A 22385-nucleotide genomic window follows, 5' to 3' on the forward strand; every position below is an offset into this window, starting at 1 on the left:
AGGAGAAGGTAGAGCGCCACTGTATGAATGTCCAGAACATTCATGGCAACCCGCGGATTTTATCGCGGGCGCGATGGGCACCGTCCGGGCAACTACAGGGCGCGCACGGTCAGGTCGCCCGCTTTCCAGGCGTCGATCAGGAAAAACGGCATCGGCAGCACCCATTCGCTGTCGCTTTTCACCTTCGCCGGATAGCACCAGCTGTTGCCGCCGTAGGTCAGCTCCACCTGCTGCTGGCCATTTTCGGCGTTGGCCACTTTGCCGGCCATGCTGGCGAAACCGGCGTTGCTGCCGACGTGGAAGCTGTCGGTCTGCCAGCGAATCGGCGCATGCGCCGGCCACGGCTGCGCGTGGTGGAAGTGAAAGATATCGTCGTGATTGAGGATGCTGTCGCGCACCGTCGGCCACAGCGCTACCTTGAGGAAGTACTGGTCGGTAAAGCGCTCGCTGCCGTCATACTGCGCGATAAAGTCGCGCATCTGCTGCTCCACGTTGTGAAACACGCCGTGACAGCCGCCCCACATGCCGGCCAGTAACAGCTCGGTGTGCGAATAATAATCGCGCATGTGGTGGAACCAGAATGGCGAAGCCAGCCAGGCGTCGACGGCTGCCACTTCGCGCTCTGACAGCAGCGAATCCGCATCCCGCACGATGTAGCGTTTTACGCTGACATCGTCCATCACCAGAAAACGCCACAGCGTAGGGAAAATGGTTTTCTCCTGCGACATATCCACCAGTTGGGTGTTTGGCTGGGTCAGGCGCTGCCACACGTGCTGCGGCACGCTGTCGTCGAGATAGATGCGGCACATCCAGTCCGGATAGAGCTCGCGCGCCACTTCAACGTTTTTGATCAGGGTTTCGCAATAGCGCGGCTGACCGCCATACAGGCTGAAGGAGATGATATTTTCTGCCGGATTGCTGCGGTTAATCGGCGCAGGTGCCGGTGCGGGAAAAGTCGCTTTCGCGCCCTGACTGAAACGCACGTCGGATTGGGTGAGCGATTCCAGGCCATAACGCGCCACTTCATCTTTCTTATCCAGCCAGCCACACACTTCCGTCAGGCCATCCAGCCAGGTTTCCGACGCCTGCGCGCGCTGCGCCGCCGGTGCCTGATAGATTTTCTGGTAAATCTTGTAGGATTTTTTATGTTCGCCGACGCGCATCAACGTCAGCGCGTAGTCGCTGAGCACCTGCATCTGGTTAGGCATGACGCGCAGCACTTCTTCGCAGCACTGGCGCGCCAGAGGATAATCTGACGCGGCCATTGCCTGACGAAACCGCGCGGCGGCACTCTCAACGCGGGCCTGCATTGCAGCAGGGCGGCTGGTAAAACCCGGACGTGGGACAGAGATCGTTTTGCGCATAGGAAATTTCTCAGAATCGGCTGAAATTGCGCGCATTCTAATCAGGCAATTGCTGAGCTCCCTATAAGCCTGGTCTCGAAATCATTCCCTGACTGGCGCGCTAAAGTAAGCGACGCGCGGCATCCACCACAATTTTCACCGCATCGCTTTCTGTCTGCTTCATAGTGGCCGCATCCGGGATCTCTTTTTGCGTGCGATTCACGATGACGCCAGCCACCATGCCGGCACGCAGTCCCTGACTGGCGCACATGGTTAACAGTGTAGCGGATTCCATTTCATAGTTAAGTACGCCCATTTGCTGCCACTCTTTCATCGAGCCCTGGAAGCGGCTCACCACGCGTCCGGAGAAGGTGTCGTAGCGCTCCTGGCCAGGATAGAAGGTGTCTGACGAGGCAGTGACACCAATATGCGTGGTCGCGCCGCAGGCTTCTGCCGCGGCCACCAGCGCGGTGGTGCAGGCGAAGTCAGCCACCGCCGGGAATTCCATCGGCGCAAAATGCAGGCTGGCACCGTCCAGACGGACCGAGGCGGTGGTCACCAGCACATCACCCACGTTGATGTGTGGCTGAATCGCGCCGGTGGTACCTACACGCAGGAAGGTACGCACGCCCAGCTGCGCCAGCTCTTCAACGGCGATAGAGGTGGACGGACCGCCAATACCGGTGGAACAGACAACCACCGGTTTGCCGTCGATCTCCGCCAGCCAGGTGGTGAATTCACGGTGCGACGCGAGGTGCTGAGGATTCTCCATCAGCGCCGCAATTTTCTTCACGCGCTCCGGATCGCCAGGAACAATCGCCAGCGTGGCTCCTTTCAAATCGGCTTTGGTGATGCCAAGGTGGAAAACGTCAGACTGGGCCATATCAGACTCCTGGAAGATAAGGGGAATAAGCGCGCCACTTTACGTCAGCGGCCCGGATAAATATGTGACTGAATTCACTATCAATAATGAAAGTTACATTGAACTAAAGATATTGTGTGACTCTAATCACATATTAGCGGTCTGCTGCGCTGAATTGCTACAAGCGGTGCTGTGTAACCGTAAAAGGCAGTGTTAATAGAGAAGCAGATCAGGTTAACCATCCCTCGTACCCTACGCCAGCCTTGCCGTAAGGCCAGGCTATAGTTACGTGATTGCGCACTTGCTAGCATGGAGAGAACCATGAAAACCGAAGACAATATGGCACAAAAATCCGCCACCGACGGCTTTGCGCCAGCGGTGCAGCCCACCGCAGCCAGCACCATCATTACCGCCAGCGATGCCATTCACGCGGGCGAGACATCCGTGCCGAGCCAGGGTGAGAACCTGCCGGCTTATTATGCTCGTCCGCAACAGTTTAGCGGCACGCTGCCGGTCGTGCTGGTGGTGCAGGAAATTTTCGGCGTGCACGAGCACATCCGCGATCTGTGCCGCCGTCTGGCACTGGAAGGCTATCTCGCCGTGGCGCCGGAGCTCTATTTCCGCGAAGGCGATCCCAACGATTACAACGATATCCCCACCCTGTTCAAAGAGCTGGTGAGCAAAGTGCCGGATTCGCAGGTACTGTCGGATCTCGACCACGTGGCCAACTGGGCGGCGCGCCACGGCGGCGATATCCGTCGTCTGGCGATCACCGGTTTCTGCTGGGGCGGTCGCATCAGCTGGCTGTTTGCCGCCCATAATCCGCAGGTGCGCGCCGCTGCCGCCTGGTACGGTCGCCTGGAGGGCGAGAAAACGCTGAAGCAGCAGAAACATCCCATTGATATTGCAGTAGATTTGAATGCACCGGTGCTGGGCCTGTATGGCGGCCAGGATGAAAGCATTCCACTGGAAAGTATCGATAAGATGCGCCAGGCCCTGCACGCGGCCAATGCCAAAGCCGAGATTGTGGTGTATCCGGAAGCTGGCCACGCCTTTAACGCCGACTATCGTCCGAGCTACCACGCCGATTCCGCACAGGATGGCTGGCAGCGCATGCTGGCGTGGTTTAAGCAGTATGGCGTCGCGCCAAACGCGGAATAAAAAAAGGGGCGCCAGCGCGCCCCAACTCAACAACACAACGTATTATCCTGCCATCAAACGGTTTCGGCGCGCAGCTTCTGCGCCGCTTTCACCATGTTGGCCAGCGCCTGACGCGTTTCACTCCAGCCGCGCGTTTTCAGGCCACAGTCCGGGTTCACCCACAGGCGCTGCTGCGGAATACTCTGCGCCGCTTTGCGCAGCAGATCTTCCATCCACTCCACGCTCGGTACGTTGGGTGAGTGGATGTCATACACGCCCGGCCCGATTTCATTGGGATATTCAAACGCTTTAAACGCATCCAGCAGATCCATATCAGAACGTGAGGTTTCGATAGTGATCACGTCGGCGTCCAGCGCGGCAATCGAATCCATGATGTCGTTGAACTCGCAATAACACATGTGGGTGTGAATCTGCGTCTCGTCCTGCGCCACCGCGGCGTTAAGGCGGAACGCGTCCACCGCCCAGCGCAGATAGGCTGCCCAGTCAGACTGATGCAGCGGCAAGCCTTCACGCAGCGCCGGTTCGTCAATCTGAATGATGCCGATACCGGCTTTTTCCAGGTCCTGCACTTCGTCGCGCAGCGCCAGCGCAATCTGTTTAGCGATGGTTTCGCGCGTCACGTCTTCCCGCGGGAACGACCAGCACAGGATGGTGACCGGTCCGGTCAGCATGCCCTTCACCGGTTTGTCGGTCAGCGACTGCGCATACTTTGCCCACTCGACGGTAATCGGCTGCGGGCGGCTGACGTCCCCGATGATCACCGGCGGCTTAACACAGCGCGAGCCGTAGCTCTGTACCCAGCCGTTCTGCGTGAAAACAAAGCCGTCGAGGTTTTCGCCGAAGTACTCCACCATGTCGTTACGCTCGGCTTCGCCATGCACCAGCACGTCGAGCCCCAGACGCTCCTGCTCCGCAATCGCCTGCCGGATGTGTTCCGCGATACCGGTGCGGTAGTGGCCGCCGTCAATGTTGCCTTTTTTGAAGTCGAGGCGCAGGCCGCGAATCTCGGTGGTCTGCGGGAAAGAACCGATGGTGGTGGTGGGCCACGCTGGCAGGTTAAAGCGCTGACGCTGCGCCTGAGCACGCACGGTGTAGCTGCTGTTGCGCTCAGTGTCTCTGGCCTGGATTTGCGCCAGACGCTGCGCCACGGCGGGGTTGTGCACGCGAGCAGAGTTTGCCCGGGCGCGAATCGGCGCGCTCCAGGCGTGCAGCGCAGCGGCATCGTGCTGGTTCAGCGCCTGACTCAGCAGCGACAGCTCCGTGCACTTCTGTAACGCAAAGGCGAACCAGCTTTTTACCTCGTCGTCGAGGCGGGTTTCCACGCTCAGATCAATGGGGCTGTGCAGCAGCGAACAGGAGGAACCGATCCACAGCTGCTGACGCTGGCCGGTCAGCGGCTGCAGGCGCTCTAACCAGCGGGTGAGATCGGCGCGCCAGACGTTACGACCATTGATTACCCCCAGCGACAGCAGCCAGTCCGCCGGGATCTGCTGGTTGAGCTGCTGGAGATCGTCTTTGCCGTGCACCAGATCAACATGCAGGCCCTGCACCGGCAGCGTTTTGATGACATCAAGATTCTGACCAATGCTGTCGAAGTAGGTGGTCAGCAGCAGTTTCACTTCGCCCTGTAGCGCGTCGTACGCCGGTTTAAACGCCTCGCGCCACGCCTGCGGCAGTTCCAGCGCCAGCGCCGGCTCATCAATCTGCACCCATTCGATGCCGCGCTGACGCAGTTCTGCCAGCACCTGACGGTACACCGGCAGAATGGCCTGCAGCAGCGACAGGCGGTCAAAGGCGTCACCTTTCACCTTACCCAGCCACAAATACGTCACCGGCCCCAGCAGCACCGGTTTGATGGTGTGGCCGAGCGCCAGCGCTTCATCCACCTCGTCCAGCAGTTGCGTCCAGCTGAGACGGAACTGCTGACCCTGGGTAAATTCCGGCACGATATAGTGATAGTTGGTGTTAAACCATTTGGTCATCTCTGCTGCCGCCGCAGGTTCGCCGCTGGGCGCCCGACCGCGGCCGATGCGGAACAGGGTGTCGAGGTCAATCGAGCCGTCTTTATTCTGGTGCCGTGCCGGTACGTTACCGAGCAGCAGACTGGTGGTCAGTACGTGATCGTACCAGGCAAAATCGCCGACCGGCAGCAGATCAACACCGGCGTCTTTCTGCTGCTGCCAGTGACGGGCGCGCAGTTCACGACCCACCGCCAGCAGTTCGTCCTGTGAGCTGTTCCCGGCCCAGTAGCTTTCCTGCGCTTTTTTCAGTTCGCGGCGCAGTCCGACGCGAGGGAAACCGAGAGTATGGTTCAGAATGGTCATGTGAGATTCTCCAGAAGTTATTCACTGTGCGACAGTCGCAGCAACCGATTTACGTTCATCCAGCGGGCAATCCTGCCGTACGCTGAGCGTGTTAGCTGGACAAAGGTAAAGTGGCCGTCGCGTCTGACTGAGATGTTTAGCCGTCCAGATGTTTACACCGCTATAATCTGCGGGTACTGTATGTGTCTCAAGCGCAATTTGTTCAATCTCGATGTGAAGGACTCTCATGATCGAACTCAAACACCTGCGGACGCTGCAGGCGTTACGGCACACCGGCTCGCTGGCTGCCGCCGCCGCCCAGCTTCATCAGACGCAATCGGCGTTGTCTCACCAGTTCAGCGACCTGGAACAGCGGCTGGGCTTTCGGCTGTTCGTGCGTAAGAGCCAGCCGCTCCGTTTTACGCCGCAGGGAGAGATTCTGTTGCAGCTGGCGGAGCAGATTCTGCCGCAGATCCAGCAGGCGCTGCAGGCCTGTCATGAGCCGCATCAGACCACGTTGCGCATCGCTATCGAATGCCACAGCTGCATCCAGTGGCTGACGCCGGCCCTGAACAATTTCCGTCAGAGCTGGCCGCAGGTAGTGATGGACTTCAAATCCGGCGTGACCTTTGATCCGCAGCCGGCGCTGCAGCAGGGCGAACTGGACGTGGTGCTGACGTCCGATATTCTGCCGCGCAGCGGTTTGTTCTATGCGCCGATGTTTGATTTTGAGGTGCGGCTGGTGCTGGCGCCGGATCACCGTCTGGCGCAACTGGCTCACATCACGCCGGAAGATTTGGCCGATGAGGTGCTGATGATCTATCCGGTACAGCGTCAGCGGCTGGACGTGTGGCGTAACTTCTTACAGCCAGCCGGCGTCAGCCCGGCGCTGAAGAGCGTGGATAATACGCTGTTGCTGATCCAGATGGTGTCGGCCGGCATGGGCATTGCCGCGCTGCCGCACTGGGTGGTAGAGAGCTTTGAGCACCAGGGGCTGGTGGTGACACGCACGCTGGGCGACGGATTGTGGAGCCGTTTATACGCGGCGATGCGCGATGGCGAGCAGCGGCAGCCGGTGCTGGAGGCCTTTGTGCGCTTTGCCCGTCAGCACGCCTGCGAGCACCTGCCTTACGTGCGCGATGCCTCGCGCCCCGGCTCCCTGCAGCCGGTCTCGTCCTGATGCCGCGGGCGGCCAATGGCGCCCGTGCTGTTATCCCTGCCCTGCCTGCTCTATAATGCGCCGCCTTAACCGCTACCGGAGAGTTTCACCATGACCAATAATGATGTGCTGCGCAGCGTGCGCTATATGCTGGATTTGAGCGACAGCAAAGTGGTGGAGATTTTTGCGCTGGCGGGCAGTGAAGTACCGCGTGAAGATGTGCAGGCGTGGCTGAAGAAAGATGACGATGAGGCGTTTCGTAAACTGCCGGATGTGCTGATGGGCTACTTCCTCAACGGTCTGATTTTCTACCGTCGCGGCAAAAGCGAAGACGCGCCGGCCCCGTCGGTTGAGCGCCGCATGAATAATAATATCTTTCTCAAGAAGTTACGCATCGCCTTCGCGCTGAAAACCACCGATATCCCGGATATCTTACTGAAGGCTAACTTCAAGGTGTCACAGGCTGAAATCGGCGCGATTTTCCGCAACCCGGATCATAAAAATTATCGCGAGTGCGGTGACCAGATTCTGCGTAACTTCCTGAAAGGCTTAACGCTGATTCAGCGGCCATCGACACCCGCGAAAAAAAGCTAAGCGCCTGAACTGCCGCTTTTGGCCGTGTGTCCCAGTACCCAGCGTTTATGCACGTACAGGGACGCAAAAATCACTATCGCCCCGGCGATAAAGCTCGGCCAGTGCGGCTTCTCCTGCCAGATCGCCAAATTCACCAGTAATCCTGCCGGCACGTGCATGTTGTTCATAATGCCCAGCGTCCCGGCATCGACCTGGGTCGCGCCGTAGTTCCACATGAAGTAACCCAGCCCGGACGCGGCCACGCCCAGCCATACCAGCACACCCCACTGCAGCGTGGTGGTCGGCAGCTTATGCGGATTGCCCCAGATGCACCAGGCGATCACCGCGATCAGCACTGCGCCGAGATAGAACCACGAGAACGCGGTGTGCTGCGGCATCGGACGGACTTCCTGCAGGCGCTTATAGCCCACCATGCCAATCGCAAAGCAGATGTTAGCCGCCTGCACCAGCAGCAGTCCGAACCAGAAATCATCGCTGACTTTGTCGTAGCGGATAATGGCCGCACCGAGCACCGCCAGCAGCGCGCTAAAGGCATAGCCAATGCGCAGCGGGCGCTTGCTGAGCAGATCATAAATCAGCGTGACATACAGCGGCGTCATCACCGTAAACAGCAGGAATTCCGGCACGCTGAGATAGAGATAAGCCTCGAAGCTGATCAGATACATGATGCCTAATTGCAGCATGCCCACCAGCATATAGAGCAGCAACGTTGAGGCGCGGTAACCGCGCCAGCGCAGAAACGGCAGAAAGACCAGCGCCGCCAGGCCTAAACGCATCAGCACCGAGAACCAGGTATCCACCTGCCCCGCCAGATACTCCCCGATTAAACTAAAAGAAAAAGCCCACAGAATGGTGGTAACGATCAGCAACAGCACGGTTATGTATCCTAAAGTTCAACACTGGCGCTAGTGTAAACAAACTACAGCGCGCTGGCGGGATAATCTGGTTGACATGTGATGAAATTAAACACGATCGCATCTTCCCTGCCCGGTCAGCAGGCACGCGTCCGCATGGCGGGTTGACCGACGGGCGGCGATTTTTATGAGGCAGCGCGCCGTTTTCTCTGACAGAAATGCGCGAAATCCAACATTTACTGGTTTATATCGCTCTTTATTGTCATAAAACTGTAACATATGTGTCACACGTCACAGTAACTGCGCGTAACCATCACTATTCTGTGCGCGAAATGGAAAGGTTGCTTTCTGTTCGCTGTCGTACTTTTTTTGCCCCAACCTGCTGGGAATCGATAACTATATTGCGCCCTTGGAGGGCCATTCTGATGTTGAGTATTTTTAAACCTGCACCACACCAGCCCCAGGTGGCGGATGATCGCGTCGATCCGCTCTATCGTCGTCTGCGCTGGCAGATCTTCTTCGGCATTTTCTTTGGCTACGCCGCCTATTATCTGGTGCGCAAAAACTTTGCGCTGGCGATGCCTTACCTGGTCGAACAGGGCTTTTCCCGCGGCGACCTTGGCTTTGCCCTCTCCGGCATCTCCATCGCCTACGGTTTTTCCAAATTCATCATGGGATCGGTCTCGGATCGCTCCAACCCGCGGGTCTTTTTGCCCGCCGGCCTGATTCTCGCCGCCGCCGTGATGCTGGTAATGGGCTTCGTGCCGTGGGCAACCTCGAGCATCATGGTGATGTTCGTGCTGCTGTTTCTGTGTGGCTGGTTCCAGGGCATGGGCTGGCCACCGTGCGGACGCACCATGGTGCACTGGTGGTCGCAGAAAGAGCGCGGCGGCATTGTGTCGGTATGGAACTGCGCGCACAACGTGGGTGGCGGCATTCCTCCGCTGCTGTTCCTGCTCGGCATGGCGTGGTTTAACGACTGGAAAGCCGCGCTCTATATGCCGGCGTTTGGTGCCATCCTCGTCGCCATCATCGCTTTTGCGCTGATGCGCGATACGCCGCAGTCGTGCGGGCTGCCACCGATTGAGGCATGGAAGAATGACTATCCGCCGGATTACAGCGAGAACCACGAACAGGAGCTGACGGCGAAGCAGATTTTCATGCAGTACGTGCTGCCGAATAAGCTGCTGTGGTACATCGCGCTGGCCAACGTGTTCGTTTATCTGCTGCGCTACGGCATCCTCGACTGGTCACCGACCTATCTGAAAGAGGTGAAGCACTTCACGCTGGATAAATCCTCGTGGGCCTATTTCCTGTACGAATACGCCGGGATCCCGGGCACGCTGCTGTGCGGCTGGATGTCGGACAAGGTATTTCGCGGCAATCGCGGCGCCACCGGGGTGTTTTTCATGACGCTGGTGACCATCGCCACCATCATTTACTGGCTGAACCCGCCGGGCAATCCGGGCATAGATATGATCTGCATGATCGTCATTGGCTTCCTGATCTACGGTCCGGTGATGCTGATTGGTCTGCACGCGCTGGAGCTGGCACCGAAAAAAGCGGCCGGCACTGCGGCAGGCTTTACCGGTCTGTTCGGCTATCTCGGCGGATCGGTGGCAGCCAGTGCGATTGTCGGTTACACCGTGGATTTCTTCGGCTGGGACGGCGGTTTCTTAGTGATGATTGTCGGATCGGTGCTGGCGGTGGTGTTACTGCTGCTGACCATGGTCAGCGAGCATCGCCACAAGCAGCAGCAGGCGTAATCTGAGCGGGCCGGTGCATACCGGCCCGTTTTATTCAGGCGAGGAACAATTTGCGCAGCGTCTGCGGCACCGCGTCATCGGCGTTGCTGCCAATCACTTCCAGCGTCGGCAGGGTATCTTTCAGGCGCTGATGGGCGTTACGCATGATGCAGCCTTTGCCCGCCATACTCAGCATCTCGACATCATTCATGCCGTCGCCAAACGCGATGCACTCTTTCAGCGAATAGCCCAGCTGTTTCGCCACCGCTTCCAGCGCGTGCCCTTTCGAGACGCCGCCAGCCATCACTTCCAGACAGGTGGGCAGCGAGAAACTGACGTTAACCCGGTCACCCCAGCGCGCTTCAATCGCCTGTTCCAGCGGAACCAGATGCTCCGGATCGTCGCAGGTGAAGAACACTTTGCTGATGCCGTCGGTGGCCAGCATGCCGGGCTGATACACCTGATAGGTGAACACCGATTCCTGGAAAAACTCCGCTTCCTGCGGATTATGGCGGCTGATGTGCCACTCATCGTCGCGGTAAACGTGCGTCAGGATTTTCTCATCGTGATACTTCAGGCCATACAGCTCGCTGGCGATATCGCTGTCCAGATTGTGGCTGAACACCAGTTCGCCGTCGGCGTTGTGCACGCGCGCGCCGTTTGAGGTGATCATATACGCCGGAATGCCGAGCTTATCGCGCATCTGACCGACGTCGATGTAGTGGCGTCCGGTGGCAAAGATAAAATGCACATCGCGCGCCACCAGTTCCTGCAGCGTGGTGCGGGCAAACGGCGTCAGACGATGTTGCGGAGAAAGCAGCGTGCCATCCAGGTCGGATGCAACGATGTGGTACATGTAGGCCTCTGGTATTGATGTCTAAGAATACATTAGTCACGGTGGCGCTGATAAAAGTCGACCACCGCATTGAGCGCTTCGGCGCGCATGGCGTCTGTTTCAAACAGGATCTCGTGACGCGCGCCCTGAATGATGTAAGGCGTGGTGCCTTCCACCGCATGTCCCGCTGCCGCCATGGCCTCACAAAACAGATCCTGCGCGCGGTTATCCACCACGTCGTCTTCACTGGCCTGCAGCAGCAGAATCGGTGTCGTAATCTGCGCCACCTGATTAAGGATATGGCGTCCGGCCTGAATCCCTTCCCGCACCCAGTGATAGGTCGGGCCGCCGACGCGAATCGCCGGATCGTCAGCGTAAAAGCGCAGATTGCGACGATAGCGTTCGCGACTGTGCGTCAGCCGGTTAATGCCAAACGGGCTGGCGCGCCAGCGTCCGGTGCCCAGCGCGTAGCCGTCGCGCAGCGCGGGCAGCTTTTCCGCCCAGTCGAGAATGCGGTGCGCCAGAAACGGCGGCAGCGGCAGCACGATACCAAACATCGGCGCACAAAACACCGCCGCGTGGAAGGCCTGCGGCTGGCGCGCCAGAAACAGCGCCACAATTGCGCCGCCCATCGAGTGCGCCAGCACGTAGCGCTGCTGATAGTGATGGCTGACGATCTCTTTCAGATACAGCGTTTCCAGATCGTCGACATAATCGCTGAACTCCACCACGTGACCGCGATGCGAGTCGGCCAGCAGCCGGTCTGAACGCCCCTGACCGCGATGGTCGATAATCACCACATCGTAGCCGCAGTGGAACAGGTCATAGGCCAGCTCGGGGTATTTGATGTAGCTTTCGATGCGTCCGGGCACAATCAGGATGACACGGTGGTGTTGCGGTGAGGTGAAGCGCACATAGCGAATGGTCAGATTGCCCACGCCGCTGAATTCACACTCTTCACGCTGACGCCAGAAGTCGAGCAGCGGACCGGTAGCAAAGGCTGAAAAAGCGTGCTCACGTCCGAGCCAACTCTGTTTATGCTGCTGCATCCGTCCCCCTGAAAAAACGTCAAACGCGGCTCTGCACTTAATAGCGCAGCGCGATTTTCTGGCGTATTGTGTCACACTTCACTCTCTTCAGGGAATGTCACCCATGACCATTGAATGGTGGTTAACCTACCTGTTAACCACGACCATCCTCAGCCTCTCGCCCGGTTCCGGCGCGATCAACACCATGAGCACCGGCATCAGCCACGGCTATCGCGGTGCGGCAGCCTCAATTACCGGATTACAGCTGGGTCTTGCCGTGCATATTGTGCTGGTGGGCGCCGGTCTGGGCGCGCTGTTTTCGCAGTCGGTGCTGGCGTTTGAGGTACTGAAATGGGCGGGCGCGGCCTATCTGGTGTGGCTTGGCATTCAGCAGTGGCGCTCAGCGGGCGGAATCGATCTCAATGCGGTGGCCAAAGCGATGCCGCGTCGTCGTCTGTTTCAGCGCGCGCTGCTGGTGAATCTCACCAATCCGAAGAGCATTGTGTTTCTCGCCGCGCTGTTTCCGCAGTTTATCGTGCCGCACCAGCCGCAGCTGATGCAGTATCTGGTGCTCGGCGTGACCACCATCGTGGTCGACATCATTGTGATGATTGGTTACGCCACGCTGGCGACGCGCATCGCTGGCTGGATCAAAGGTCCGAAGCAGATGAAGCTGCTGAACCGGGTGTTTGGTGGCTTGTTTATGGCGGTCGGCGCACTGCTGGCCAGCGCACGTAAAATGGCGTAACGATTGGCACTGATCGTAGCGGCACGCTTTGTCGCGCCCAGTTGAAACGCGCAATAAATTGCGCCGCTACGGTTCGGGATCTTATCGGGAGATGATGAGGTGAATACCAAACCCGGCAAACAGCACGCCCGCCATACCGTCCACCCACTTCGCCATCCGCTGATACTTATCGCGCATCCACGGCAGGGCAAAAATCGCCGCCACCAGGGTAAACCAGGCAAAGGTTTCACCGACAATCAACAGGAACAGGCCCCAGCGCTCAATCGCGCCCACATCGTTACCCACGAACAGTGAAAACACACTGCCGAAGTAGATGATGGCTTTCGGGTTAGACAGGTTGGTGAGAAACCCTTTGAGGAAGCTCATGCCACGCTTTGGCAGCTCAACCACCGGCGCTTCCGTATGAGGTTGCTTGTGACGCTGACGCGCCGAGCGCAGCAGCTGCCAGCCCATCCACAGCAGATACAGCCCGCCACCGACCATGATAATTTCATGCAGCCACGCCATTTTCTCCAGAATCAGATGCAGGCCCATCAGCGCGACACCGGCCCAAATCACAATCCCCAGCGTAATGCCGAGCACGCCCATCATCGCTTCTTTGCGCGAGCGGCTGGCGGCGGTCTGTGAGACAAAAAAGAAGTCCGGTCCCGGACTCATCAGCGCAACCAGATGCACCAGCGCGACGGTGGCAAATAACATCAGCATGGTTTATTTCCCTTATTCTTCATCAAGATGTTCTTTGATCATCAGCAGGAACGGCTTACCGAAGCGCTCCAGTTTGCGATGACCGACCCCGTTCACGCTCAGCATCTCTGAAGCGCTGACCGGCATTTGTTCTGCCATTTCAATCAGCGTGGCGTCGTTAAACACCACGTAAGGCGGAATATTCTCTTCGTCGGCGATGGCTTTACGCAGCTTACGCAGCTTGGCGAACAGCTTGCGATCGTAATTGCCGCCGTAGACTTTTGGCGCGCTGCTGCGGCTTTTCACCGTCACGGTGCGCGGTACCGCCAGCATCAGCGGCACTTCAGCACGCAGCACCGGGCGCGCGGCCTCGGTGAGCTGCAGCGCCGAGTGCATGGCGATGTTTTGCGTCACCATGCCCAGATGGATTAGCTGGCGCAGCACGCTGACCCAGTGCTCCTGACTCTGCTCGCGCCCGAGGCCGTACACCGGCAGTTTGTCGTGGCCGTTATCGCGGATGCGCTGGTTGGTTGAGCCGCGCAAAACTTCAACAATATAGCTCATCCCAAAACGCTGCCCGGTACGATAAATGCCCGACAGCGCTTTTTGCGCTTCGACCAGGCCGTCATAGCGACGCGGCGGATCGAGGCAGATATCGCAGTTGCCGCACGGCTGCTGGCGACCTTCACCAAAGTAGTTAAGCAAGACCAGACGACGGCAGGTTTGCGCCTCGGCAAACGCGCCCATGGCGTTGAGTTTGTGGCGTTCAATATCCTGCAGCGGCCCGGGCGCTTTCTCTTCCAGACACTTACGCAGCCACGCCATGTCGGCCGGGTCGTACAGCATCATCGCTTCTGCCGGCAGGCCATCACGCCCGGCGCGGCCGGTCTCCTGATAGTAGGATTCGATATTGCGCGGAATGTCGAAGTGCACCACAAAACGCACGTTGGGCTTGTTGATGCCCATGCCGAACGCCACGGTCGCGACCACGATTTGCAAATCGTCACGCTGAAAGGCTTCCTGCACGCGTGCGCGCTGCTCGCTGTCGATGCCGGCATGATAAGCGCCAACGCTGATGCCGCGACTCTGCAGACGCGCAGCGGTGTCTTCCACTTTGGCGCGGCTGTTACAGTAGATGATGCCGCTTTTGCCGCGCTGATCCTGCACATAGCGCAGCAGCTGCTCGGTAGGCTTAAACTTCTCCACCAGCGTGTAGCGAATGTTGGGACGGTCAAAACTGCTGATCTGAATCAGCGGATCGTGCATCTGCAGCAGATGCACGATGTCGTTACGCGTGGCTTCATCGGCGGTGGCGGTCAGCGCCATCACCGGCAGCTGCGGAATGCGCTGGCGCAGCTGACCGAGCGCGCCATATTCCGGACGGAAATCGTGGCCCCACTGCGAAATACAGTGCGCTTCATCGACGGCCAGCATCACCGGATTCCAGTGCTGCAGGGTGTCGAGGAAGTTATCCATCATCAGACGTTCCGGCGCGATGTACAGCAGCCGCAGTTTGCCGCTGCGGCAGTCCGCAAACACCTGCTGCTGCTGCTCACGCGTCTGCGTCGAGTTAAGGCACGCCGCCGCCACGCCATTCGCCAGCAGCTGATCGACCTGATCTTTCATCAGTGAAATCAGCGGCGAAACCACCAGCGTCAGCCCGTCGCGCACCAGCGCCGGGATTTGATAGCACAGCGATTTGCCGCCGCCGGTCGGCATCACCACCAGGCAGTCACGCCCTGACAGCGCGGTTTCGATGATGGTTTGCTGACCCGGACGGAACTGCTGATAGCCGAAGGTATCCTGTAATACCTGCTGCGCCAGCATTTCCTGATTAAGCACTGCCGATGTTGCCACGGTAATCCTGTTTTGACTGGTTAGAACAGATCGTTAAGCGTTACGCCGACGCCAAGACGCGTCTGGCGATGGTTATAGTCAATAAGGGATTCACCATAACCGCTGAACAGCTGCGTGTAAAAGCGCACGTGTTCAGAAATCGGATAGCTCCACGCGAAGGTTGCACCGCCGTAGCCGCTATTCCAGTTGTAGTTGCCTTCCACGCTGAAAATGCTGTCGCCGAGCATATAGCCCAGCTTCGCGCGGTAGTAGCCCATGTACTTGGTGATGTCCGGGTTATCGTCGTTGCTGGCACTTTCCGGCAGACGATACCAGGGTTTGATTTCCGCCAGGAAGTTGCCGTTCTCCGCCATCAGACGGGCGTAAGCGCGGTTCCAGCTGCGTGACGTGGGATCGCTGCGGCCATTTGACTGATGATTCAGACCCAGCTCGACGTCGCGTAATGTCCAGCCGCCCAGCGAATAGTCGGTGGCCCAGCCGAGAAAAATCTGCGGCTCATAGTTGGTTTCACGAAACGGTGATGAAGCCCCCCGGTTCGACAGCTGCCACCAGGAGCGCTGAGTATACGACGCGGCCAGCACCGAGTTGTCACCCAAAATGCCGCGCCACAGCGGAAACGCCAGGCTGAGCTGGAATTTTACTTCATCCTTTTTCGCTTTGTCTGCCCAGTTGTAAGAGGAAATCGCCTCTTTATTCATGTCGCTGGTGTAGGTGTAAAGCAGATAGTTATTTTCATAGGGATAAAGCACGAATGGGTTATCGTGTTTTTCCAGCAGGTTAGCGATAATACTGCCCTTCACTGCTGGTGCGTCATGAACCTCTTTCACGGTGGCTTCATCGGCCTGCGCCAGCGCAGGAACCATAAATGCCGCGGCCAGCAAGGCGTACTGCTTACGCATAGAATTCTCCAGAGCGCTGCAAAAGTTATCGTCGGGCGACGGTTCAAAAAGCACGCCATTCTACACGCAAACCCGGTGGTTGATTAGCGCGGATTTCTGAAACTGGAAAGCGGCGCGAACGCGGCATAATATACACAATTCTTTAACATCTTAAGGCAGGAAAAATGTCATCCCCGATGCTGACACAGCAGGAAGCGCGCCGGCTGATTGGCGAAATTTTTGTCTATCACATGCCGTTTAATCAGGCACTGGGCCTTGAGCTGGATCGCCTTGAAGCCGATTACGCCGAACTCGGCTTTGCCAATAAAACCATGCTGGTGGGTAACGCCGCGCAGCAGATTCTGCACGGTGGCGTGATTGCCTCAGTGCTGGATGTTGCCGCCGGGCTGGTGTGCGTCAGCCATGCGCTGTCGCGCCAGCAGAGCATCAGCGAAGAGGAGCTGCGTCAGCGCCTGTCGCGCATGGGCACCATTGATATGCGCGTCGACTACCTGCGCCCGGGCCGCGGCGAGCGCTTTGTCGCCACCAGCAGTCTGCTGCGCGCCGGGAATAAAGTCGCAGTAGCGCGCGTCGAATTGCACAATCAGCAGGGCGATTACATCGCCACTGCGACTGCGACCTATCTTATTGGTTAACTTCGCGCGGCCTGCGACACTCGCCGCTTTTCTGGAATAGATGATGGATACGCAACAAACGCGTCAGGGCATTTTTTATGCGCTGGGCGCTTACTTTATCTGGGGCATCGCGCCGGCCTATTTCAAGCTGGTCAAAGAGGTGCCACCGACGGAAATTATGACCCACCGTGTGATTTGGTCGGCCCTGTTTATGCTGGGACTGATTACCCTGAGCCGCAGCTGGCGTCAGGTACGCAGCGTGCTGGCCCAGCCGAAAAAAGTGCTGCTGCTGGCGCTGACCGCACTGACTATCGGCGGCAACTGGCTGCTGTTTATCTGGGCGGTGAATAATCAGCATATGCTGGAGGCCAGCCTCGGCTACTTTATCAACCCACTGATTAACGTGGTGTTTGGCATGCTGTTTCTGCGCGAGCGCTTCCGTCGTCTGCAGTGGCTGGCGGTGCTGCTGGCGGCCACCGGCGTGCTGGTGCAGCTGTGGCAGTTCGGTTCGCTGCCGATCATCGGTCTCGGCCTGGCGCTGAGCTTCGCGCTGTACGGGCTGGTGCGCAAGAAGATTCAGGTTGATGCACAGAGCGGTATGCTGATTGAAACCGCGTGGCTGTTCCCGCTGGCGGCCATCTATCTGTTTGGCTTTGCTGACAGCACCACCAGCCACCTCAGCGCCAATCCGCTCAGCCTGAACCTCAAGCTGATCGCCGCCGGCATCATTACCACCATTCCGCTGATGCTGTTTGCCGCCGCCTGCGCGCGCCTGCGCCTGTCGACGGTCGGTTTCTTTCAGTACCTCGGGCCGACGCTGATGTTCCTGCTGGCGGTGCTGTTTTACGGTGAGAGCCTGACGCCGGATAAAATGGTGACCTTCGGCTTCATCTGGCTGGCGCTGGCGATCTTCATTCTGGACGCGCTGCTGTTTTCAGCCCGCACGCGCGTACGCATAGCGTGAGATAAAACGGGCCATCGCCGGGCCAGTGAGCAGAATGGTAAACAGACGCAGCGTCTGCAGCGCCATAACAAACGCGATATCGACCCGGCTGCCAGCAGCAATAATCGCCACCGTATCCAGCCCGCCCGGGCTGGTTGCCAGATAAGCGGTCATCAGATCGACGTGCAGCACGCGCGTCAGCATCCACGCCAGCCCCCCGCACAACAGCATCAGGCCGATAATCGAGGCGATCATTTGCGGTAGCGTGCGCAGCGCCAGCAAAAAGATCGGCCGGGTAAAGCGCAGGCCAACGCTCCAGCCGATCAGCGCATAGGCCAGTGCCAGCAGCCACTCCGGCACCTGCAGCGTCGCGACACCTGTTCCGTGCAGCGTGGCACCCATCAGCGCCGGCAGCAGCAGCGCGCCGGACGGAATACGCAGTTTCTGCCCCAGCCACGCGCCCGCCACCATCACCAGCAGCGTCAGCGCGAAGCCACTGTGCAGCGGCGGCAGCCAGACAATGTGGGCGGCGGCACCGCTGTTGCCGAGGCCGATGCGGGCCACCACGGCCGCGGCGGTAGCAACAAACAGTACGCGCAGATATTGCATAAACGCCACCAGCCGCACGTCAGCGCCAAAATCGCCCGCCATCGCCACCATTGCGGACGCGCCGCCCGGCGACGATCCCCACGCGCCGGTGGGTCCCGGCAGCGAGCTAAAGCGCACCAGCAGAAAACCGGACAGCCCGCTGGCCGCCAGCGTCAGCAGCAGCACCGCCAGCACCACCGGCCAGTCATCGAGCAGCGGCGAGAGGATCGCAGGCGACAGGCTCTGGCCGATCATGCAGCCCAGCACCGCCTGTGCCAGCACGAACAGCCGTTTGTCGATGCGCACAGTTGCGCCGCTCAGACCCATAATGGTACCGACAATCATCGGACCGAGCAGCAGTGCAGCCGGCAGGTGCAATAGCTGCAGCAGGCAGCCCAGCACCAGCGAAGCCGTCAGCAGCAGCGCCCACTGCTGCCGCAAAGAGAAACGCGCCATAAGGTGGAAATCAGAAAGTGAGTTGAGGCAACAGGTTAGCAGATTAGCGCTGGCGCGTCAGGGGTAAGGCGCCAGCAAAAGACCGCACGCTGTTGTAGCGGCGCAATTTATTGCGCTCAGGTTTGCGTATTAATAACGCGAATGCCACGGCGCAATATGCTGAGCATCCGTTAGACAAAGCGCGATGAATCGCGCCGCTACGGTTCTGTGCGATGATGCAATGCTGTGCGATTACAGCCAGTTCTTCCGTTTGAAATAGAGATACGGCGCCAGCCCGGCGAGAATCATCAGGCCAATCGCGCCGGGATAACCAAAGCTCCACTTCAGCTCCGGCATAAACTCAAAGTTCATGCCGTAGCTGGAGGCCACCAGCGTCGGCGGCAGGAACACCACGGACACCACCGAGAAGATTTTGATGATGCGGTTCTGCTCGATGTTAATAAAGCCCATCGCCGCCTGCATCAGGAAGTTAACCTTCTGGAACAGCGATTCGTTGTGCGGCAGCAGCGATTCGATGTCGCGCAGGATCTCGCGCGCCTGCTCCAGCTGATTGCCCGGCAGCCGCGCTTTACGCACCAGGAAGTTCAGCGCACGCTGGGTATCCATCAGACACAGGCGTACTTTCCAGCCGATATCTTCCAGCTCCGCCAGGCGCGACAGCGCGTCGTCGTACTCTTCGCCCTGCTGCCCTTCCATGATCACGCGGCTGAGTTTTTCCAGCGCGCTATAGATGTTCTCGATCTCATCCGCCAGTTGCTCGATTTTGGTTTCGAACAGATCGAGCAGCAGTTCGTAGGCGTTGCCGTCGGTCAGCTGCTGATTGCGCGCGCGCATGCGGTACAGGCGGAACGCCGGCAGCTCACGCTCGCGCAGTGTGTACAGGCGATCTTCGCGGATGGTAAACGCCACGGTGGAGTTGCCGGCGTGATCTTCAGCATCTTCAAAAAAGAAAAAGGAGTGGATGTGCAGGCCGTCTTCGTCCTCGAAGAAACGCGCCGAGGCCTCAATGTCCTCCAGCTCGGGGCGCGTTGCCAGGCTCTGCCCCAGTTCCGACTGCACGCGCTCACGCTCGCTGTCGTCCGGCTCGATCAGATCGACCCACACCGAGGTGTTGAGTTTGTCGTTGTTGTCTTCCAGCTCGATGCGCGTCAGGCGATCGCGCTCCAGTTTAAATGCGCTCAGCATAGCAATACTCCCCATTGCAGACGACATGGGACAAGGCGGTGAACCGCAGTGCTGCTGGCACCACGGGCACGGCAAAGCCTGAACGCGGAAACTTTCGCTTCAAGGGTAAATCAGTGCTGACTCGTGCGACGGGATCAAAAAGGGAGGTCGCTGATAACCGCTAAGGCTACCCGCGTTAAAGAGGTAGCCTTAGAAATTGTCCCTGTTAACCAGGGTATAGAGCCAGCATCGACTGGGCGCGTCCAAGGCATTGTCCTCTCATGATAATAGTGCGCGCATGTTACGCTGAGACGAAAAAGTCGTCAAGGTAGCGCAACCGCGCTACACGGTTTCCAGCCGGGCGTAAGCCGCCACCAGCCACTTGATGCCCTGGCCCTGGAAGGCCACCTGCAGACGGCTGTGCTCGCCGCTGCCTTCCAGATTGATAATGGTGCCTTCGCCGAACTTAGCGTGGCGCACGCGCTGCCCGAGCGCGAAGCCGCTGTCGCTCTTCGCCACTGGTGTGCCCATGCGCTGATGACTCACCGGCCGGCTCACGCTGGCGCGCAGCCGCACCTCTTCCACGCACTCTTCCGGCAGTTCACCAATGAAACGCGATGGCCGGTGATACACTTCCTTACCATAAAGCCGGCGGGTTTCGGCGTAGGTGAGCGTCAGCTTCTCCATCGCACGCGTCACGCCGACATACGCCAGGCGACGCTCCTCCTCCAGCCGGCCGCCTTCGTCCAGCGACATCTGGCTCGGGAACATGCCCTCTTCCATGCCGACGATAAACACCTGGCTGAACTCCAGCCCTTTCGCCGAGTGCAGCGTCATCAGCTGCACTGCATCCTGCCACTTGTCCGCCTGGCCTTCGCCAGCTTCCAGCGCCGCGTGCGACAGAAACGCCTGCAGCGGCATCAGATCTTCGTCTTCGTCCTGATAGCTGAACTGGCGCGTGGCAGTGACCAGTTCCTCTAAGTTTTCGATACGCGCCTGGCCTTTTTCGCCCTTTTCCTGCTCGTACATCAGCCACAGGCCGGAGTCTTTAATCACCCGATCGGTCTGTACGTGCAGCGGCAGCTCAGCGGTTTCCGTCGCCAGCGCATCCACCAGCTCGCAGAAGCGCTGCAGCGCCGAGGCGGCACGGCCAGCCAGCGCTTTGGATTGCAGCAGTGCGCGCGTGGCCTGCCACAGCGTCAGCTGCTGCTCACGCGCGGTCTGGCGCACCACATCGAGCGTGCGATCGCCAACGCCGCGCACCGGCGTGTTGACCACGCGCTCGAATGCCGCATCGTCGTTGCGGTTGGCCAGCAGCCGCAGATAGGCCAGCGCATCTTTGATCTCCTGGCGCTCGAAGAAGCGCATGCCGCCGTAAATGCGGTACGGCATACTGCCCTGCAGCAGCGCCTCTTCCAGCACGCGCGACTGGGCGTTGCTGCGGTAGAGAATGGCGCAATCCTGCAGCGCGTTGCCGTTTTCATGCCAGGTTTTGATGCGATTGACGACAAAACGCGCTTCATCCAGCTCGTTGAACGCGCAATACAGCGAAATCTTTTCGCCGTCGCTGCCGTCGGTCCACAGCTCTTTCCCCAGACGGCCATTGTTGTTGGCAATCAGGGCGTTGGCTGCTTTCAGAATGTTATTGGTGGAGCGATAGTTCTGCTCAAGACGGATGGTTTCCGCGCCAGGAAAATCCTGCAGGAAACGCTGGATGTTCTCCACCTGCGCGCCGCGCCAGCCGTAAATGGACTGATCGTCATCGCCAACGATGATGACCCGGCCGCTGTCGCCTGCCAGCATGCGAATCCACGCGTACTGAATGTTGTTGGTGTCCTGGAATTCGTCCACCAGAATATTGCTGAAGCGCTCACGGTAGTGATTGAGAATCTGCGGCTTGTTGAGCCACAACTCATGCGCCCGCAGCAGCAGTTCGGCGAAGTCGACCAGCCCGGCGCGATCGCAGGCTTCCTGGTACGCCTGATAGATACGCAGCCACGTCTGCTCCACCGGGTTGCCGTAGCTTTCGATGTGCTTAGGCCGCAGCCCTTCGTCCTTTTTGCCGTTGATGTACCACATGCCCTGACGCGCCGGCCACTGTTTCTCGTCGAGGTTCATGGCTTTGATCAGGCGCTTGAGCAGACGCAACTGATCTTCGCTGTCGAGGATTTGGAAATCCTGCGGCAGCCCGGCATCCAGGTGGTGCGCGCGCAGTAAACGGTGCGCCAGGCCGTGGAAGGTACCAATCCACATGCCGCCCTGGCTGGTACCGATCAGCTGGTCGATACGGTGGCGCATCTCCGCCGCCGCCTTGTTGGTGAAGGTCACCGCCATGATTGAGTAAGGCGAGCAGTTCTCTACCGACAACAGCCAGGCGATGCGATGCACCAGCACGCGGGTTTTACCGCTGCCTGCTCCGGCCAGCACCAGCAGATTGCTGCGCGGCGCGGCGACCGCTTCGCGCTGTTTGTCATTCAAGCCGTTAAGCAGATCGGAAACGTCCATAAGCACCGTTTTAAGCAAGTAGGATGCGTATCCTGCACCGTTC

General features: G+C 58.9%; 19 protein-coding genes. 7 read left to right on the forward strand and 12 right to left on the reverse strand.

Features of this window, described 5'->3' with window-relative positions; all coding sequences use genetic code 11:
• Nucleotides 1-92: 92 nt before the first annotated feature.
• Both C1Y43_RS18535 and udp read right to left on the reverse strand, forming a co-directional pair.
• Nucleotides 93-1364 (reverse strand): hypothetical protein, encoded by a 1272-nt coding sequence (locus C1Y43_RS18535; RefSeq protein WP_104189298.1) that lies wholly within the window; start codon nt 1362-1364, stop codon nt 93-95.
• 100 nt (nt 1365-1464) lie between these two features.
• The gene (gene udp, locus C1Y43_RS18540; protein WP_021506952.1) at nt 1465-2226 is read right to left on the reverse strand and encodes a uridine phosphorylase; all 762 of its coding nucleotides are present in this window, start codon (nt 2224-2226) and stop codon (nt 1465-1467) included.
• A gap of 300 nt (nt 2227-2526) precedes the next feature.
• Between udp and C1Y43_RS18545 the strand changes: the two genes are divergently transcribed.
• Nucleotides 2527-3366: a dienelactone hydrolase family protein gene (locus C1Y43_RS18545; RefSeq protein WP_021506953.1), complete on the forward strand. Its 840-nt coding sequence runs from the start codon at nt 2527-2529 to the stop codon at nt 3364-3366.
• Between the two features lie 53 nt (nt 3367-3419).
• Here C1Y43_RS18545 and metE read toward each other — a convergent pair whose 3' ends face one another.
• Entirely contained in the window at nt 3420-5690 is a 2271-nt protein-coding gene (gene metE / locus C1Y43_RS18550; protein ID WP_104189192.1) for a 5-methyltetrahydropteroyltriglutamate--homocysteine S-methyltransferase, read from the reverse strand.
• A 226-nt stretch (nt 5691-5916) separates the two neighbouring features.
• Between metE and metR the strand changes: the two genes are divergently transcribed.
• Nucleotides 5917-6849, forward strand: a complete 933-nt coding sequence (gene metR, locus C1Y43_RS18555) for an HTH-type transcriptional regulator MetR (protein ID WP_021506955.1) — start codon at nt 5917-5919, stop codon at nt 6847-6849.
• 90 nt (nt 6850-6939) lie between these two features.
• Complete coding sequence (locus C1Y43_RS18560) at nt 6940-7422, forward strand: DUF1456 family protein (protein ID WP_021506956.1); 483 nt, start codon at nt 6940-6942, stop codon at nt 7420-7422.
• On the opposite strand, the gene C1Y43_RS18565 is transcribed toward C1Y43_RS18560, so the two are convergent.
• A complete protein-coding gene (locus C1Y43_RS18565; RefSeq protein WP_088516577.1) occupies nt 7419-8297 on the reverse strand; it encodes a carboxylate/amino acid/amine transporter in 879 nt (292 codons plus the stop codon). The two genes, C1Y43_RS18560 and C1Y43_RS18565, sit on opposite strands and share 4 nt — an antisense overlap.
• Before the next feature lie 404 nt (nt 8298-8701).
• On the opposite strand from C1Y43_RS18565, the gene glpT reads away from it, so the two are divergent.
• A complete protein-coding gene (gene glpT / locus C1Y43_RS18570; RefSeq protein ID WP_021506959.1) occupies nt 8702-10042 on the forward strand; it encodes a glycerol-3-phosphate transporter in 1341 nt (446 codons plus the stop codon).
• Nucleotides 10043-10076: 34 nt separating this feature from the next.
• Here glpT and yigL read toward each other — a convergent pair whose 3' ends face one another.
• Nucleotides 10077-10877 carry a sugar/pyridoxal phosphate phosphatase YigL gene (gene yigL, locus C1Y43_RS18575; RefSeq protein WP_058758117.1) on the reverse strand — a complete coding sequence of 267 codons (801 nt, stop codon included), beginning with the start codon at nt 10875-10877 and terminating at the stop codon, nt 10077-10079.
• A gap of 32 nt (nt 10878-10909) precedes the next feature.
• Nucleotides 10910-11905 carry a lysophospholipase L2 gene (gene pldB, locus C1Y43_RS18580; protein WP_058771070.1) on the reverse strand — a complete coding sequence of 332 codons (996 nt, stop codon included), beginning with the start codon at nt 11903-11905 and terminating at the stop codon, nt 10910-10912.
• A 103-nt stretch (nt 11906-12008) separates the two neighbouring features.
• Between pldB and rhtB the strand changes: the two genes are divergently transcribed.
• Nucleotides 12009-12632, forward strand: a complete 624-nt coding sequence (gene rhtB, locus C1Y43_RS18585) for a homoserine/homoserine lactone efflux protein (RefSeq protein WP_021506962.1) — start codon at nt 12009-12011, stop codon at nt 12630-12632.
• 81 nt (nt 12633-12713) lie between these two features.
• Here rhtB and rhtC read toward each other — a convergent pair whose 3' ends face one another.
• From rhtC to pldA, 3 genes are read right to left on the reverse strand one after another with little or no spacing between them, the layout of a single operon-like run.
• Nucleotides 12714-13337, reverse strand: coding sequence for a threonine export protein RhtC (gene rhtC, locus C1Y43_RS18590; protein ID WP_021506963.1), 624 nt, complete (start codon nt 13335-13337; stop codon nt 12714-12716).
• Nucleotides 13338-13349: 12 nt separating this feature from the next.
• Complete coding sequence (gene recQ, locus C1Y43_RS18595) at nt 13350-15173, reverse strand: ATP-dependent DNA helicase RecQ (protein ID WP_104189194.1); 1824 nt, start codon at nt 15171-15173, stop codon at nt 13350-13352.
• A 20-nt stretch (nt 15174-15193) separates the two neighbouring features.
• Nucleotides 15194-16072 carry a phospholipase A gene (gene pldA, locus C1Y43_RS18600; protein WP_021506965.1) on the reverse strand — a complete coding sequence of 293 codons (879 nt, stop codon included), beginning with the start codon at nt 16070-16072 and terminating at the stop codon, nt 15194-15196.
• Nucleotides 16073-16236: 164 nt separating this feature from the next.
• Here pldA and C1Y43_RS18605 point away from each other — a divergent pair, with 164 nt between their 5' ends.
• Both C1Y43_RS18605 and rarD read left to right on the forward strand, forming a co-directional pair.
• Nucleotides 16237-16707 carry a thioesterase family protein gene (locus C1Y43_RS18605; protein ID WP_031279610.1) on the forward strand — a complete coding sequence of 157 codons (471 nt, stop codon included), beginning with the start codon at nt 16237-16239 and terminating at the stop codon, nt 16705-16707.
• 43 nt (nt 16708-16750) lie between these two features.
• Nucleotides 16751-17650 (forward strand): EamA family transporter RarD, encoded by a 900-nt coding sequence (rarD, locus tag C1Y43_RS18610; protein WP_104189196.1) that lies wholly within the window; start codon nt 16751-16753, stop codon nt 17648-17650.
• Here rarD and C1Y43_RS18615 read toward each other — a convergent pair.
• The 3 genes from C1Y43_RS18615 to uvrD all read right to left on the reverse strand — a co-directional run bounded on the left by C1Y43_RS18615 (nt 17621) and on the right by uvrD (nt 22342).
• Nucleotides 17621-18673 (reverse strand): AbrB family transcriptional regulator, encoded by a 1053-nt coding sequence (locus tag C1Y43_RS18615; protein ID WP_104189198.1) that lies wholly within the window; start codon nt 18671-18673, stop codon nt 17621-17623. The genes rarD and C1Y43_RS18615 overlap by 30 nt on opposite strands.
• Before the next feature lie 231 nt (nt 18674-18904).
• Nucleotides 18905-19858 (reverse strand): magnesium/cobalt transporter CorA, encoded by a 954-nt coding sequence (gene corA / locus C1Y43_RS18620; RefSeq protein WP_010617090.1) that lies wholly within the window; start codon nt 19856-19858, stop codon nt 18905-18907.
• Nucleotides 19859-20179: 321 nt separating this feature from the next.
• Nucleotides 20180-22342 (reverse strand): DNA helicase II, encoded by a 2163-nt coding sequence (gene uvrD, locus C1Y43_RS18625; protein ID WP_021506969.1) that lies wholly within the window; start codon nt 22340-22342, stop codon nt 20180-20182.
• Between the last annotated feature and the right edge of the window lie 43 nt (nt 22343-22385).

The sequence above is a fragment of the Pantoea sp. ICBG 828 genome (assembly GCF_002928355.1).
In the GTDB taxonomy this organism is placed as follows: domain Bacteria; phylum Pseudomonadota; class Gammaproteobacteria; order Enterobacterales; family Enterobacteriaceae; genus Pantoea; species Pantoea dispersa.